General features: G+C 32.6%; 17 protein-coding genes. 7 read left to right on the top strand and 10 right to left on the bottom strand.

All coding sequences use genetic code 11. From position 1 onward, the window contains the following. Window positions 1-5: 5 nt before the first annotated feature. Complete coding sequence (gene rsfS, locus OLM51_RS14750) at window positions 6-377, bottom strand: ribosome silencing factor (protein WP_007809313.1); 372 nt, start codon at window positions 375-377, stop codon at window positions 6-8. Between the two features lie 93 nt (window positions 378-470). Here rsfS and OLM51_RS14745 point away from each other — a divergent pair, with 93 nt between their 5' ends. Beyond that, window positions 471-1,199, top strand: a complete 729-nt coding sequence (locus OLM51_RS14745) for a biotin--[acetyl-CoA-carboxylase] ligase (protein ID WP_264551362.1) — start codon at window positions 471-473, stop codon at window positions 1,197-1,199. A gap of 88 nt (window positions 1,200-1,287) precedes the next feature. Here the strand turns inward: OLM51_RS14745 and OLM51_RS14740 are convergent, their stop codons facing one another. Beyond that, window positions 1,288-1,938, bottom strand: a complete 651-nt coding sequence (locus tag OLM51_RS14740) for a hypothetical protein (protein WP_264551361.1) — start codon at window positions 1,936-1,938, stop codon at window positions 1,288-1,290. Window positions 1,939-2,351: 413 nt separating this feature from the next. On the opposite strand from OLM51_RS14740, the gene OLM51_RS14735 reads away from it, so the two are divergent. After that, window positions 2,352-2,666, top strand: coding sequence for a GIY-YIG nuclease family protein (locus tag OLM51_RS14735; protein WP_264551360.1), 315 nt, complete (start codon window positions 2,352-2,354; stop codon window positions 2,664-2,666). A gap of 205 nt (window positions 2,667-2,871) precedes the next feature. On the opposite strand, the gene OLM51_RS14730 is transcribed toward OLM51_RS14735, so the two are convergent. Together OLM51_RS14730 and pyrE are read right to left on the bottom strand one after the other, a co-directional pair. Beyond that, window positions 2,872-3,264, bottom strand: coding sequence for an SRPBCC family protein (locus OLM51_RS14730; RefSeq protein ID WP_264551359.1), 393 nt, complete (start codon window positions 3,262-3,264; stop codon window positions 2,872-2,874). 164 nt (window positions 3,265-3,428) lie between these two features. After that, complete coding sequence (pyrE, locus tag OLM51_RS14725) at window positions 3,429-4,073, bottom strand: orotate phosphoribosyltransferase (RefSeq protein WP_264551358.1); 645 nt, start codon at window positions 4,071-4,073, stop codon at window positions 3,429-3,431. 7 nt (window positions 4,074-4,080) lie between these two features. Here pyrE and OLM51_RS14720 point away from each other — a divergent pair, with 7 nt between their 5' ends. After that, a complete protein-coding gene (locus OLM51_RS14720; RefSeq protein WP_264551357.1) occupies window positions 4,081-4,704 on the top strand; it encodes an NUDIX hydrolase in 624 nt (207 codons plus the stop codon). A gap of 266 nt (window positions 4,705-4,970) precedes the next feature. After that, window positions 4,971-5,201 (top strand): DUF4287 domain-containing protein, encoded by a 231-nt coding sequence (locus OLM51_RS14715; RefSeq protein ID WP_264551356.1) that lies wholly within the window; start codon window positions 4,971-4,973, stop codon window positions 5,199-5,201. 251 nt (window positions 5,202-5,452) lie between these two features. Here OLM51_RS14715 and OLM51_RS14710 read toward each other — a convergent pair whose 3' ends face one another. Beyond that, on the bottom strand, window positions 5,453-6,193 hold the full coding sequence (locus tag OLM51_RS14710; protein WP_264551355.1) for a DUF6882 domain-containing protein: 741 nt from the start codon (window positions 6,191-6,193) through the stop codon (window positions 5,453-5,455). Window positions 6,194-6,686: 493 nt separating this feature from the next. Here OLM51_RS14710 and OLM51_RS14705 point away from each other — a divergent pair, with 493 nt between their 5' ends. Continuing rightward, complete coding sequence (locus OLM51_RS14705) at window positions 6,687-7,106, top strand: helix-turn-helix domain-containing protein (RefSeq protein WP_264551354.1); 420 nt, start codon at window positions 6,687-6,689, stop codon at window positions 7,104-7,106. A 74-nt stretch (window positions 7,107-7,180) separates the two neighbouring features. Here OLM51_RS14705 and OLM51_RS14700 read toward each other — a convergent pair whose 3' ends face one another. Beyond that, window positions 7,181-9,385 carry a TPR end-of-group domain-containing protein gene (locus tag OLM51_RS14700; RefSeq protein ID WP_264551353.1) on the bottom strand — a complete coding sequence of 735 codons (2,205 nt, stop codon included), beginning with the start codon at window positions 9,383-9,385 and terminating at the stop codon, window positions 7,181-7,183. 70 nt (window positions 9,386-9,455) lie between these two features. After that, window positions 9,456-11,183, bottom strand: a complete 1,728-nt coding sequence (locus OLM51_RS14695) for a M14 family metallopeptidase (RefSeq protein WP_264551352.1) — start codon at window positions 11,181-11,183, stop codon at window positions 9,456-9,458. Window positions 11,184-11,455: 272 nt separating this feature from the next. On the opposite strand from OLM51_RS14695, the gene OLM51_RS14690 reads away from it, so the two are divergent. Together OLM51_RS14690 and OLM51_RS14685 are read left to right on the top strand one after the other, a co-directional pair. Next, complete coding sequence (locus OLM51_RS14690) at window positions 11,456-12,817, top strand: DEAD/DEAH box helicase (RefSeq protein WP_264551351.1); 1,362 nt, start codon at window positions 11,456-11,458, stop codon at window positions 12,815-12,817. 177 nt (window positions 12,818-12,994) lie between these two features. Continuing rightward, window positions 12,995-13,441, top strand: coding sequence for a hypothetical protein (locus OLM51_RS14685; protein WP_264551350.1), 447 nt, complete (start codon window positions 12,995-12,997; stop codon window positions 13,439-13,441). A 277-nt stretch (window positions 13,442-13,718) separates the two neighbouring features. Here the strand turns inward: OLM51_RS14685 and OLM51_RS14680 are convergent, their stop codons facing one another. The 3 genes from OLM51_RS14680 to coaD form a co-directional block, all read right to left on the bottom strand. Next, window positions 13,719-14,297 (bottom strand): PhnA domain-containing protein, encoded by a 579-nt coding sequence (locus tag OLM51_RS14680; RefSeq protein ID WP_264551349.1) that lies wholly within the window; start codon window positions 14,295-14,297, stop codon window positions 13,719-13,721. A gap of 72 nt (window positions 14,298-14,369) precedes the next feature. Then, window positions 14,370-15,239, bottom strand: coding sequence for an alpha/beta hydrolase (locus OLM51_RS14675; RefSeq protein ID WP_264551348.1), 870 nt, complete (start codon window positions 15,237-15,239; stop codon window positions 14,370-14,372). 5 nt (window positions 15,240-15,244) lie between these two features. Next, window positions 15,245-15,703 (bottom strand): pantetheine-phosphate adenylyltransferase, encoded by a 459-nt coding sequence (coaD, locus tag OLM51_RS14670; RefSeq protein WP_264551347.1) that lies wholly within the window; start codon window positions 15,701-15,703, stop codon window positions 15,245-15,247. Window positions 15,704-15,720 lie beyond the last annotated feature (17 nt).

The following is a 15,720-nucleotide window of genomic DNA, read 5'->3' as shown; positions in this document are numbered from 1 at the left end:
TTTCTTTAGTATTTGTTTTCGATTGTAGTTATTTTGGCATCACCCCAAAGGCTCTCGATATTATAGTATTCACGAATGTGTTTCTGGAAAACATGTACCACGATATGCACATAATCCATCAGAACCCATTCTGCGTTATCGGTTCCTTCTACGTGCCAAGGCTTATCTTTTAAGTCTTTAGATACTGTTTTTTGAATTGAGTTTACAATGGCGTTAACTTGGGTGTTAGAGCTTCCGTTGCAAATGACAAAATAGTCACAAACTGCCGTGTCTATTTCTCTTAAGTCAAGAATGTCGATATCATTTCCTTTTACTTCCTCAATCCCTTTGATTATGTTCGCCAATAGAACATCATTATTAATAGTCTTTTTCGCCATGAATTATTTTTATGAATTTGTAAAGTTACCAAATTTTGTGATTATTTTTGAACCTTAACAAAATATTAAATTAAGTTAATTTAAATTACCTGAATGAAACTAATCAAACTCGATGCCATAGATTCTACAAATGACTTTCTAAAGGCATTGTCAAGCAAAGACGAACTTGATAATTTTACTGTGGTAACAGCTGAAAATCAGACAAAAGGAAAAGGGCAAATGGGAGCCAAATGGCAGACTGAGGTTGGTAAAAACTTAATTATGAGTGCCTTGGTAAAGGATTTTATAGTTGGTAATGAGCAGGTTTTTAATCTGAGTCTTATTGTTTCATTATCAGTAATCGAAGTTTTAAAAACATTAAATATTCCTGATTTAAGTATAAAATGGCCAAACGACATTATGTCATACAATAAAAAGATTGGTGGCATATTGATAGAAAATACCCTCAAAAGTGATGGCAGGATCGTGTCAGTTGTCGGGATTGGACTGAATGTCAATCAAACCAATTTTACCGAATTACCAAAAGCTTCTTCGCTGGCAGTTATTTCCGGAACTTCATTCGACAAGGAATCTCTTGTGGTTTTAATTGTTAAAAAAATAAAAGAGAAAATCGAAATTTGGGAAAATAATAAGACCGTTTTTTGGGATGATTATTTCAATTTCCTGTTCCGAAAAGGTGTGCCAATGCCGTTTAAAAATCCAGATAGCAAAAACTTTATGGGAATCATTCAGGGCGTTTCTCCGGTTGGAAAATTACAGGTTTTACTTGAAGATGATTCTGTTTCAGAATTTGATATTAAGGAGATTCAGATGCTTTATTGAGAGGTGCAAAGGTGCAAAGGTTCTAAGGTTTTTGTTTATTATAAATCGGTGTGAACCTGTTTAATCCGTAAAATCAGTGCGCAACTTCTTAAGCTTTTAATACTGGTTTTGGAGTGATTTTTCTGTTCCAGTAAATGATGTAGAATGTTCCCAGAATTGATGGTGTTATCCAGGCAATTAAACTTCCGATTCCTAATCCGGCAACGATGTAAGCTGTAATTGAAGCTATTAAAGCACCCATCATTTTGCCGATATGTTTGGATAGCCAGTTTCTGTTGGTTTCTGAAAAGTTTTTAAAGAATATAAAATCTTTAAAAGTCATATAAAATCCAAATCCGCCAAAGAAAAGAAATAATATTCCATTAGTAATGTTGTTTAACTGACAGTAAAGTCCCAGTACGATCATTATTACAGAAAAGAATAACATACTTCCTGAAATTATTTTATCTAGTAAATCGGCTTTGGGTTTATGCTTAAAAGTCAATGCTCTGTTTCCTGAGATCACAAGATAGATGGTAAATAAGCCAATTAGAAATAAAAATACATTCTGATGATTGGGCATCCAGCAAATTGGCAGTGAAATAAGCGAACTGGTCAGCATTCCTACAGAGAATAGTTTTCCTATTCTTTTATGCAGTTTACTGCCTTTTTTAACGACAATACTTCCAATCCCTGTAATTAGCCCTATTCCTCCAAAAAACGCGTGAATGTAAATTAAAATCTTAATAGCTGGTTCCATTTTGATATGTTTTAGTTTGATGATTCAAACTTCGATCAAAATTTCAGCAAGGAATAATTTTTGTTTCTGAACTGTATTTTTTTGTGGATGAGTTGAGTTTTTTTTTTTTTTTTTCTGAGGTGCAAAGGTTCAGAGGGGCAGAAGGGCAAAGTTTTTTTTAAGTTTCTAAGGTTCTGAGATTCTAAGAATCTAAGGTTTTCTTTTGAAGTGTTAAGTATTTTATGGGGTGTTTGTCATTTCAAGAAAAGTTAGATAATCTGGTTGTAAAGTTTAATTATAAAACCAAGTTTTAGCATTTTTGTCATTTCGACCGAAGGGAGAAATCACACTAGAAGCTCGACAAAGATTAGCACGCTTTCTATAAACTTGTAGTGCTATGGCTTTAAAAATATGTATATTCGTACAAAAAAAAGATGCTAAATGTACAAATTGGTTTTCATAGTTATTACGTTTATATTATAACAAATGAGCATCGCAGTTCATTTTATATTGGTGTAACGAGTAACTTAAAACAAAGACTTGCAAAACATAAAGAAAACATAGATCAATGTATCAATACATTTGCGGCCAAATATAATATTCAGTTTTTAGTTTATTATGAAAAATTTACGTGGATTCAAGAAGCAATTGCGAGAGAAAAAGAATTGAAGAAATGGAGAAGAGATAAGAAACTCAAATTAATCAGGGATTTTAATTCGAACTTTGATTTTCTTGATTCCCATTTTTAGCAAATTTAGTATGATTTCTAGGAGTATATTAAACTAATGGAGTTAGATTATTTTGCCAATCTTTGTAGAGTTACGTGTGTGATTTCTCCCTTCGCTCGAAATGACAAAAAAGAGCCTAATAGGAATTTGTAACTGATTATAAAAAAAGCCCAATAATTAATATCAGGCTTTTCATTTATAGTTCACAATTAATAATGAGTCATTATTAAAGTTTGTGCATATTATTTGCAAGAGTTTCAATAAACTTCGTGATTGGGCCTTTGATCATCATTCCCATCATAGCATTAAACTCACCATCAAATACTAACTGAACAGCACTTTCTGAATCAGAAATACTATCAATATTTGAAACCAAAGTAAACGGAAGTTTATCACTTGCAGCACCCAAAACAATTTTGTTTGGCGCTATTTTATCTTTCATTTTTAATTTGATTTCAGGCATACCTTTCAATCCAAAAATAAAAGCGTCTTCGCCAATCACTTCAAATTTAGCGATATTATCCGGCATTAATTTTTCAAAATTCTTTACATCAGTCAATTCAGTAAACAAATCCTGAGCTGATTTCTGAACAGTAACTTTTGGACTTTCTAAGTTCATATTGTTTTTTTGTTTTTATTGTTTTCTTTTAACTGCAAAAGGGTTTAAAATAAATTCCAATTTTTAAATTCCAAATCCCAAAAGGAGCACAGCGACTTTTAGAAAATCTAAAATCTATCCCGATAGCTATCGGGACTAAAATCTAAAATCTAAAATCTAAGATCTTATTCTTGTCCCCAAGTCGATGGAATTGCGTTCCATTCTTGCAAAGTAGATTGTTGCTCTTCGGTAATATATTGTTTCTGAACTGCTAAATCCAATAGGTTTTCGTAGTTGCTTAAGGTATATAAGTCGATATTGGCATTTTTAAAGTTTTCTTCGGCTACATTAAAACCGTAGGTAAAAATCGCTGCCATACCTTTTATATTAGCACCTTCGTTGCGTAAAGCTTCTACAGCCATTAAACTGCTGTTTCCGGTACTAATTAAATCTTCAACCACAACAACATTTTGTCCTTTTTGTAAAAAACCTTCTACCTGGTTTTGTCTTCCGTGTTTTTTAGCCTCCGGACGCACATATACAAATGGCAATCCAAGGCTTTCAGCAACTAGAATACCAACACCAATCGCTCCGGTAGCGACACCGGCAATTACATCAGGTTTTCCAAATTGTTTTTCGATATTCTTTGCAAACTCGTCGCGAACATAATTTCTGATGCTCGGAAATGAAAGAATTAACCTATTATCACAGTAAATAGGGGATTTCCAACCAGAAGCCCATGTAAAAGGATTTTCGGGATTCAATTTAATTGCATTTATTTGCAAAAGCAATTCGGCTGTTTTTTCGGCAGTATCTTTATTAAAAATCATAATACAAATGTATAAAGTTTTTGTGAACGACAAACCACTTTTTTTGACAAATGAAATCTCACGCGAAACAGATTTTCAATTGTTCTTGTTAGAAAGTATTGATATCGAACAGCTTATAGTTAAAATTTTTCAAAATAAAATTCAAAAAGCTATTCTTTATCATCCTGACGAAAGTGAGATAATGAAAACCCTTAAAGCCAAAATTCCGGTAAATAAAGCCGGCGGAGGTTTTGTGTACAATAAAAAAGGCGAGGTCTTATTTATCTTTAGAAACGGAAAATGGGATTTACCAAAAGGCGGCATCGAGAAAGGCGAAGACATTGAAGCCACTGCCATGCGCGAAGTAGAAGAAGAAACCGGTGTAAACCAGCTTCGTATTACCAATAAACTGCAGAAAACGTATCATATCTTTAAAAGAAACGGAAAATACAAACTTAAAATCACGCATTGGTTCGAAATGCATTCTGATTTTGAAGGAACTCCGCAAGGTCAAATCGAAGAAGGAATCGAAAAAGTAGCCTGGCTAAACCCGGAACAAATCAAAGAAGCCCTTAAAAACTCCTATGAGAATATAAAATTATTGTTTGAGGCAGAAGAAAATCCAATTTTAAAAAGCCCAAAAACAAAGTAATTAGAATTTATAATTTTTGTCTGAGCAATAGCAATCAGACAAAGTTGTTGGAATTTGGAATTTACCTCAACAGTTTTTAAAATTGGAATTTTAGATTTGGAATTTCAGATTTGGAATTTGGAATTTTAGATTTACCTCAACAGCTTTCAGATTTGGAATTTGGAATTTCAGATTTGGAATTTGAAATTTAAATATTTTAATATTGTATTTTATAAGTTAATTCGTATTTTCGTTACTATGTTATTAACCACTAAATACATAGTTTTATGTCATTTCAAGGATATTTAAAGACAATAAAAGAAAAAACCGGCAATGGTCCGGCCGAATTTAGAACTTTGGCAGATCAAAAAAACTTTTCTCTGGACGGAAAACTAAAACCCGAAGTAAAAGCAGGAGATATTGTAAACTGGCTAAAAGAAGATTTTGGCTTAGGTCAGGGACATTCAATGGCAATTTACGCGCTCCTAAAAGGATTAAAAGACGAGAATAGTCAATAATGATTGTAAAGATCAGGGCGTGCCACCAAATAAAAAAAGACCCAATCAACTTTGTGTTCATTGGGTCTTTTTTTATTTGCTGTCGGGCTATCCGCTCCGCTGCGGCGGATTGCTTCTATCCCTCACGCAGAGCTGCACTTTGGCGTTAATTTTTGTTTGCTTCGCCTGTTCGACTTTCAGTCTCGGGTCAAGTTTCAAGTTTCAAGTTTCAAGTTTTGCAATACAAAATTCTAATTTGTACTCACAAAAGCTTAAGAATTACCATTTAATTTTGTCAAAAGGTTGTTTTCATTAAAAACAGCATTAATTATAGCTGTGTTCTTTACTGCTTTAACTTCATTTCCATTTGATGTCCACTCGTAACCTTTTTGAGAAAGATAATTGGTAAAAGCATTTTTGTGGTTTCGAATTTCAAATGTTGAAATCAGTTCAGGAAAAACAGTTAAGATTCTGGACAATTCCTCACTTTCAGATTGATCTACGATATCAGATTTAAGAGTAACAACCATTGTTCCCTGACCATAATTGCCAAGATAATAGCCGCTTGCATTAAACATTTCAACAGCCATCATTCCTATTATATGTAAATCATTTTCTACAGCGTCAAACTGTCCAACGCTTAGTATATCAATGTTATTTTCTTCTCCGTATTGTTTTAATAAAAGCGCTTGTTTCATCACAGATTCAGCGTAACCTCCCGCTTTATTATCCCAAATCCAAAGCCATGTTTCTGAAGAATGTGAAAACGAACCCAAAACCTGCATCGGAAAAGTAAGATCGTCTCCAAATGTTATTTCTTCTTTATTCATATCAACATTCCAGGAAAGTCCGCCGGTTACAGTATAAAGATTTCTTTGTTTTTCTAAAGCCAAAGCTCCAAATTTTTCTAAAAAATCATTTTCAGAAGTAAAGTGTTTAGTATTGTTTTGTTGATTGATAGTGGATGCTGTTGTTTCTTCTTTCTTTTTAAAAAGATTATTGAATAGTCCCATTTTGTTGTGGCTTTTAGAGTTATAAAATGATGTTTTCAAATATATAACTTTTAAAATAAGTCAGAAAAACATTAATTAAATATAGAGGTTTAATGTTGATAAAATAAATTGCGTCCAGCTTTAGCAGGATGATAAATTTAAAAGAAGAAAAAGGCTTTAGCCAAACCTGCGAAAGTTTGGCTAAAGCCTTTTTCAAATTTTATTTTGTCCCCCTGGCTGAAGCCAGGGGCAATGGAATGTACTTTGAGTCTTTGCTTGCTCAGGCTTCTCGCTCATGACGTTTACGAGCGGAGCGCTCGCGTTAAAGAAGAATTAAACATAAAAAAGGAAAACTTAGCACCTTAGAATCTTAAAAACTTAGAAACTTAATTTAATTTCATGTCTCAAAAATCGTACTTTTGTTTAGATAGCAAATCATTTAAATGGTATGGTACATAACAAAATATGTTTTTTACCTATTGATTGTTGTAAACCTTAATATTATCTTTGACTTATGAGCACACTAACAAAACCAAACCATATAGGGCGAAAAATAAGCCGAATTCGTGAACTTCGTGATATGAAGCAGGAAGCTTTGGCACAGGCTTTAGGAATGAGCCAGCAGGCCATTTCAGTTATAGAAAATAGTGAAGAGGTTGATGAGGAAAAACTTACTGCTGTAGCAAAAGCTTTGGGCGTAAGTGTAGAAGCGCTTAAAAACTTTTCGGATGAAGCAGCAATTAATTTTTTTAATAATTTCTATGATAATAGTGGTAGTCATGGCACTAATTTCGGAACCAATAATACCTGTAATTTTAATCCACTAGATAAGTTAGTTGAAGCTTACGAAGAAAATAAAAAGCTTTACGAACGTTTGGTTCAGGCCGAAAAAGATAAAGTGGAGTATTTAGAAAAAATATTGAAGGGTAAATAAGTTTTATTCTTTCTACGATAAAAGAAAAGCCTAATAAAATTTGATGATTTTATTAGGCTTTTTAATATTTCAAGTTAATTTTTGTTCAAATATTCCTGTAATAGATTGTTAAAATCTGTATCATTAAAAAAATTAGACCAGTCGGAATCATTTTTAACAAATTCAATAGTTATTTCGCCTCTTTCTAAACTGATTTTTAAGTATTTTAAAGCATTAATTTTATCGTTTTCATAAGAATATACGCATGATAAATTATAAGATTTACCTCCTAATTCAATCCCTTTTTCAAGTAATTTTAAAGCTTCGTGGCATAAATCTTTACTCTTTGTTAATTTATATAAATCAAAAACGATAGATCCCCAGTCATAATATATTTCACTGTTGTTTGGATCTAATTCATTTGCAATTTTTATAATATCTATTCCTTCTTTAAATAATTTTTCGTCTTTTTCATATAGAGCTAAAGCTCTATATGAAACACTTAAATTTTTATAATATAAAGCTTCATGTTTTTCAAGTTCAATTGCTTCTTTATATTTTTCGATGCTTTTAATATAATAGCTTTTATCTTTTTTAATATCCCCTAAAATTTTAAGAGCAGATCCTAAGTTACAATAAGCCACTGAATCTGTAGGTGCTAATTCGATTGCTTTTTTTTGTAATATTATGCTTTCGTTGAGAAGTTCTTCATTAAAATTTTGTTGAGAAACATTTATTAAAAAACTTCCCCAATTAATATATGTATTAACAAATTTAGGGTTAATTTCATGGGCTCGTTTAAATTTTTCTATTGTTTCTTCTATTAAATTTGGATTTTTGTTTAAATTGTAAAGTTCACACATCGCTCCCCCCCAATTGTTATATGCTTCCACAGAATTTGGATTTAACGATATTGCGGTTTTATATTTTTCTATACTTTCATAAAATAATTTTTCATTTTTTTCTTCCTTAGCAATTTCTTTTATAGATATTCCCCAATTATTAAATATTCCAGAATCTAATGGATTAAGAACAGAAGCTTTTTTGTATTTTTCAATAGATTTTCTATGTATATCTTGATTCTTTTTTACAGTAGCTTCACTGATTGAATTTCCCCAATTAAGATATAAAGTAGCTAGTAATTTATTAATTTCTTCTTTTTTTATTTTTCTTGCAGTCTCTTCTAAGGTGTCGATTTCTATTTCGTTAAAGGTGTTGCTGATAATTATGTCTATTATTTGTTTCTTTAGTAGACTTATGTTTATTTCGTCTTGAAATTTTTTATCTAGTTTTATTTTTCCTTTTTCAAATTGAGTAATTGCATTTCCGACATTGTTTTTAGCTATTTCTAATCTCTCTTTCACTCCTTTAAAATGTTCTTTATCGTCTATGTCTACAATGTTTTGTAAAGTTTTGTTTAGTGATGAAAAAGGTTTGTCGATAATTGTTGGTTGAGATAAACTTAATTCAGCATTGAGTTTTAATACAAAAGAATCTGAATCAAAACCTTTTATTATATGCGTATTTGTATTTGGCTGTTCAAGTAATGTTTCACATACTAATTTACTGGGGGGAGAATCATTATAAGTTATCCAATACAATCCATTGTCAAATCTGCCTAATTTTATTATATGTTTAAAAATAGGATCTTCTCCACTATAACCGATAAAAATCCAAGGTCTCTGATTCTTAATTCCATTAAGTATTGGAGGAATCACCTCATTGACCTTAGTCATTTCTTCTGTTGTATTTAATAACCAAAGGCCATGATGTTGTCCATGTAAGTAGACAACTGATTTTTCTTTAAAACTTGTAGTAGTTAGATCTTTCAGAATTGCCATGTCATAAGTAGCCGGAAAATTATTGAACAATGCTAAAGCTCGAAGCATGAGATTATCAAAATTTACCGTTAGAACATAATCAATATATCCTTCGATTAAAAGTTGAGCTAAATATAAATGTGTAACATTAATTTTTGCATTATCTATATATCCTTTAAGAAGTTTATTTCTTTCAAATGGCGTTAAACATTCCATTAGCCTAGCATAATTTTTGGGCTCATCAACTAATGCTTTTATCTTTGGACTGTCTTTATATTTTTCTAAAATATCTTCGATTATTTCTGATGCTAATGGAACTCCACCAGATTTAGATGCCCCAGCACCCAAAAATACTATAGGTTGAGGCAGTCCTTCTTCTTTAGCTTGCCTCATTAGATATGCTAATTCTTCAATCGTAGCTGTTGTCATTTTCAAGGTTAATTTATGCTTTATATTTTTTAGTTGTATTATTGTTTTCAAATATAAAATGTTAAAACAATAAAAAATTACGGAAAATCGTAAAGTGTAGAAATTTTATGAACTATATAAGTCACAATAAACGATAAACAGGATACTGCATATGAGCCTTTTCATAATAAACAGAATGTTTGTAAATCCAATCCAATTGCGCTTCGCTGTTTTTAGCAAATTCGCGGTCGTTTTGTTTTTTGGTTTCTAATTCTGCTTTTAGAGTTGGGTTTTCTTTTAAAAGATTGGCAGCGGTATCTTCAAAAATATATTCTGAGTAATGTTCTTTTTGTTGTAAAATAGCATCGAAGAAATTCCAGTTAAAAAACGAATCAACACCTTCCGGTTCAAAAGCTTCTAGAATATATTTTACGCCTTTTTGGTTGGTTGGAACCAGGTAATCTCCTTTGGCGAAAGCTATTTTAACGATTTTAGAAGTTACCGTTGTGTTTCTATGCAGATAATGTCCTTCGTAAGCAGACGGAACAGTTTTAAAATCGGCAATTCTATAACTCTCAACTTCTATAATCGTATCGTTTTTAAGTGGTGTAAACGAGATATTGTTGTTTTTCAAAAGATCAATAATATTCCAATATCCTCTCGGAACAATATAAGCCGTAGGAATCACGACTTCCTTAACCGATTTAAATTCTTTGATGTATGGAACGTCTTTTTTATAAGGTTTGCTTCGGTCGTAAAACAAACGATTTCCTGTTGTGGCTTCGCTTTTTTTGTAACCCGCTTCATATCCTAAAAATGAAAATGTAGTCGCTTTTGTACTGTCTAATTCCCATTTTAAAGTATAGGATTTCTTTGGCTGGTATTGTTCTAGGTTTTTTACTCTTAAATCTTTTATCTTTTGATAATTGGCATCGGTAAAATCCATCGTCGATTTCATGTATTCGTAGGTCATTTTTACACGTTCGGCATATTTTTTCAGCATATGCGTTTCGACTACAAAACCAATCGTATTAAATAGGGAAGTATAACCCGTAGTATATCGCGGACTATCGACAAACTGTCCGAAACCTTTATCTGGTGTATCTTTAAAAGAATCGACATAAGGCGTGGTTTCGATTTTCTTTTTCTGTAAATCTTTTACCAAAGCCGGCATCATTTCGTTATTCATAAAATCGCCCAAAACTGTTCCCAGTTTATTATGCTGTGTCATAATATAAGTGAGTTTGTATTGATAATCAGATCCGTTGCTTACGTGATTATCGATAAAAACATCAGCATTTATTTTCTGAAAAATCTCGACAAAGCTTTTGGTATTTCTCGTATCCGATTTCATTAAATCACGATTCAAATCGTAGTTTCGGGCATTTCCTCTAAAACCGTAAACTTCCGGCCCGTCCTGATTGGCCCGTGTTGTCGAATTTCGGTTTAAAGCACCGCCAATATTATAAACCGGAATGCAAACCAAAACAGTGTTTTTGGGTGCTTTTAGTTTACCAATAGCTAAATCTCTGTAGAATTGCATGGTTGCGTCGATTCCGTCCGGTTCTCCGGCGTGGATTCCGTTATTAACAAAAAGAACCGCTTTGGTTTTCTGGATTTTATCAAAATCAAATTCCTTATCGGGATTGAAAGTCACCATGTGCAAAGGCTCACCGGAATCTGTCAGTCCCATTTCTTTCATTTGAATAGTTGGAAAGTCGGCAGCGAGCATTTTAAAATAAGCAATAGTTTCTGCATATGATGCAGATTGATTTCCGTTTCCTTTCTCAAAAAACGTATCGTATTTTTTAGTGTTCTGCGCAAAAAGAGTGATGGTGAAAAGGGAAAAGATAAGGGTGAAAAGTTTCATGGTTTTGGTTTTAATAGGAATCAAATATAAGTTTTTTGCTTCAAGTTTCAGGTTTCAAGTTGATATGCTTTGCGTTTATTGGTTTCACGCAGATTTTGCAGATTTAGGCAGATCAAAAAAGATTTTTTTAAAATAAAATCTGCTTAAATCTGTAAAATCTGCGTGAAAAAAAAACTTAGCGTGCTTTGCGGTAAAAAAAACACAAAGCATATCAATTTGAAACCTGAAACAAACAAAAACTTGAAACAATTTTTTTTCCCTACTTTTGCAAAATGAATAAAAAACACCATTCCAACAATATACTTTCGAATTTAGGAATTGAGAGCCTGAACGAAATGCAGGAAATGGCACAAGATGCTATTTTAAACGAAAACAATGTTTTACTACTTTCTCCAACAGGATCAGGAAAAACACTGGCTTTTTTGCTTCCAATTTTAGAATTATTGCAGCCTGAGATTTTATCGGTTCAATGTTTGATTTTGGTTCCATCACGTGAACTTGGATTGCAAATCGAACAGGTTTGGAAAAAAATGGGAACGCAATACAAAGTAAATATTTGTTACGGTGGACACTCTATTGATACTGAAATCAAGAATTTAAGCAATCCTCCGGCAGTTTTAATTGGAACTCCAGGAAGAATTGCGGATCATATTGACCGAGATACTTTTAGAACAGATAAAATCCAGACACTGATTTTAGACGAGTTTGATAAATCGCTTCAGCTTGGGTTTCACGAGCAAATGTCTTTTATCATTGCCAGATTGCCAAAAGTGAATAAAAGGGTTTTGGTTTCGGCTACTTCAGATATTGAGATTCCAAAATATACACGCGTTGTAAATCCGACCGTTTTAGATTTTATTCCGGAAGAGGAGGAGAAGGCCAATCTTTCGATGAAAATGGTGGTTTCGCCTGCAAAAGATAAACTAGAAAGTCTGTTTAATTTGATTTGTTCTTTAAAATCAGAATCGGCTATTATTTTTTGTAACCATCGTGATGCGGCAGAACGTATTAGTGATACTTTAAACGAAAAAGGAATTTATTCGGTGTATTATCACGGCGGAATGGATCAGGATGAGCGTGAGCGTGCCCTGATTCAGTTTAGAAACGGAAGTATCAGTTATCTGGTTACTACAGATTTGGCCGCAAGAGGTTTGGATATTCCCGAAATGAAACACGTTATTCATTATCATTTACCATTAAAAGAAGACGAATTCACCCATAGAAATGGACGTACAGCGCGTATGCAGGCAACGGGAACGGCATATATTATTGTTCATGAAAGTGAGAAAAAGTTAGAGTATATTGATTATGAAATGGCAGTTCTGAATGTTGACGGAAATGTGTCTTTGCCAAAACCACCTCAATTTCAAACAATTTACATTAGTGGCGGAAAGAAAACAAAACTGAATAAATTTGATATCGTTGGTTTCTTTTCTCAAAAAGGGAAACTGGAAAAAGACGATTTGGGATTGATTGAAGTAAAAGATTTTGTTTCGTTTGCAGCTGTAAAATTCAACAAGGTTAAAGATTTACTCAAGCATATAAAGGATGAAAAAATGAAGGGTAAAAAGTTTAAAATCGAAGTTGCCCGTAATGTGGTTAAGAAAGAAGAGGAGAAAAATAAAAAGTACTAGTTTGAGGAAAATTAGAATAGCTGGGTAGTTTTTGATCTATTTATTTGTTTATCAGGTTTTTGTAAAAGCAGAATTTAGTTTTACAATTTTGTGTTAAAAAAATAACGATTTGATAGGTGTTTTTTCATAAATTCTGTGTTTTTTTGTGGCAGTAAAAATGTAAACCCCAAATCCATTATGAAAAAGTTTATTACCATTGCCATTTTGTTCTTTAGTTTTGTTTCTTTTGCTCAGATTAAAGTTTTAGAAACAGTTCCTGTTGAAAAATTAGGAAAAGTAAACAACAATTACATTCAAAAAATTGGAGACGAATATACTGTGTACTACACAAGTATCCAAAACGATGACGATTCTTCAAGTTTAAGAAAATTTACATTTAAGAATATTAACAATGATTATGCAAGTCTTTACAGCATTATCATGAATGGTTTCGCTGCAAGCCCTTTGTATGACATCAAATTAGAATTACCTAATAACTATATTTGGTTGCATTACACAGGAAGTGTTGTTCCGGACAAAGCAACAGTACAATTCATGGTTTCAAGCAAAGAAGCTACTTCTGCAACAAGCAGTGTTTCTGAGCCATTTGTAAAAGATCAAATCAACAAATTATTTCAAAAATAATTTTTAGTTTCAGGTTTCAGGTTTAATTTGTTCCAAGTTATTTCCAGAATTTTAAAATAATAAAAAAGGCTATTCAGATTTTGAATAGCCTTTTTTTATGTTTCGAGTTTCTTAGCGTTGTGCTGATTTTAACGCAATCCCGATAGCAATCGGGAGCTAAGTATTTTGTAAAAAAAATGCAAAGTTCGCAAAGCTTTGTGAATAAAAAACTTTGCGTGCTTTGCGGTTAAAAAATCTTAGCATCTCAGAACCTCAGCAACTCAGAATCTTAAGAAAACTATATTTTCTTCACATATTGCGTAATAATCACAATTTGTTGTCCGTCTACTTTTCCTTCGATATATTCAGCGTTTTCGTGGTCTAAACGAATGTTTCTTACGGCAGTTCCTTGTTTTGCTACCATGCTTGATCCTTTTACTTTAAGATCTTTAATCAAAACTACAGAATCTCCGTGTTGTAAAACTACGCCGTTGCTGTCACGGTGAACGAGTTTGTTTTCGTCATCTTCACCTTCGCCGGTGGCGCTGGCCCATGCCAGAGTGTCTTCGTCAAGATACATCATATCCAGTAATTCCTGAGGCCATCCGGCAGCGCGCATGCGGCTTAACATTCTCCATGCTACAACCTGTACGGCAACATTTTCATTCCACATGCTGTCGTTTAGGCATCTCCAGTGATTTAAATCGACATTATCAGGGTTTTCAATTTGGTCAATACAGGTATTACAAGCTAATATACTTTCGTCAAGTCCGCCTTTTTGAGTTGGCAATACCTGATATACTTTTAAGTTTTCTTCTGCGCCACAAAGTTCACATTTTGATCCGCTACGTTTGTTTAATTCTCTCTCGATGCTCATTATTTCTTGTTTGTTTTAAAAATGCGAAATTACTTATAATTTGCTTCGCTGGCAAATTTACGATTTATTGTTTTAAAAGCCAGGATTAAGATTTTTTATCCAATTGACAATTTGGTGAAGTGCAGTATCATTTATTTCATACAGCATACTGTAGTCTTTGTTCTTTTTCCAGTCATCGGTGCCTTTTGTTAAAAAGTGATTCAATCCGGGTATGATTTCTGCGTTAATGTTTTTGTTGTGTAATTCATTTATAAGACCGACAGTTTTTTCACTATTGAAAAAACTATCATTTGATCCGGCAATAAAAAGCAGTGGAATGTTTACGTTTTCTAAAACAGTCTGAGCACTAATTTTTATTTTTGGATTAGTTTTAGACGGAAATTGTGGAGTATTAAATTTTCCATATTTTTCTATTGGAGTAGCCATAAGAATCATAAAATCCGGATTAAGTCCTTTTTGATAGTTTTCAATTGTAGCAATTCCTCCTAAACTATGTCCTAAAATTCCAATACTCTTTTTAGATAAAGTATCGATTTGACGAATATTGGTAAAAGCATAATATAAGTCCTGAACAATTTGATCTACACTAAAATTAACGACTCCACCAGATTTACCTACACCCCGGTCATCAAAACGATAAACACCAATTCCGTTTTTTAATAATTCTTCAGCTAGAATATAATGTGAATTTTTGGTATCTTTTCCACTACCGGGAACAATAACAACAATTTTTGAATATTCTGTTTTTGGAAATATTAAAGCACCGCTTAATTTGGTGTTATCTTCAGAATCAATAAAATCAATTTCTTTGAAATTATAGTGTTCAATATTTTTTATTTCCTTTCTGGTAACATCATTTTTTTGTGCGAACGCTTTATTTAACGATGTCAGGAGAATAATTAAAATGGCTATTTTTGTAATAAGAAAATTTATATTGTCCATCATTATTATTTCTGAACCCTAACGGCATCCGGAACCAACATTTCATATTCTCCGCCATGACGCAATACATCGCGCACAATGCTCGAACTAATAAATGAAGTACTTGCAGCTGTAAGTAAGAAAACGGTCTCTATTTTAGAAAGTTTTCTGTTGGTATGCGCAATAGCTTTTTCGAATTCGAAATCGGCAGGATTACGTAAACCTCTTAGGATAAAATTAGCGTTTAATTTCTTTGCCAGATCTATTGTTAATCCTTCATAGGTAATAACCGTAACTTTTGGTTCGTCTTTGAAAGTTTCTTCGATAAAGCGTTTTCTTTCTTCAAGTGAAAACATGTATTTTTTTTCGGCATTAACACCAATGGCAATTACGATTTCATCAAACAAAGGAATTCCTCTTTTGATAATATCTTCGTGTCCTAATGTAATAGGATCAAATGATCCGGGGAATATGGCTTTTCGCATTTTTTTTAAGGTTCTAA

The organism is Flavobacterium sp. N2038 (assembly GCF_025947185.1).
GTDB lineage: Bacteria > Bacteroidota > Bacteroidia > Flavobacteriales > Flavobacteriaceae > Flavobacterium.
The sequence above is the reverse complement of the archived record's forward strand: the minus strand, read 5'-3'. Positions and strand labels throughout refer to the sequence as shown.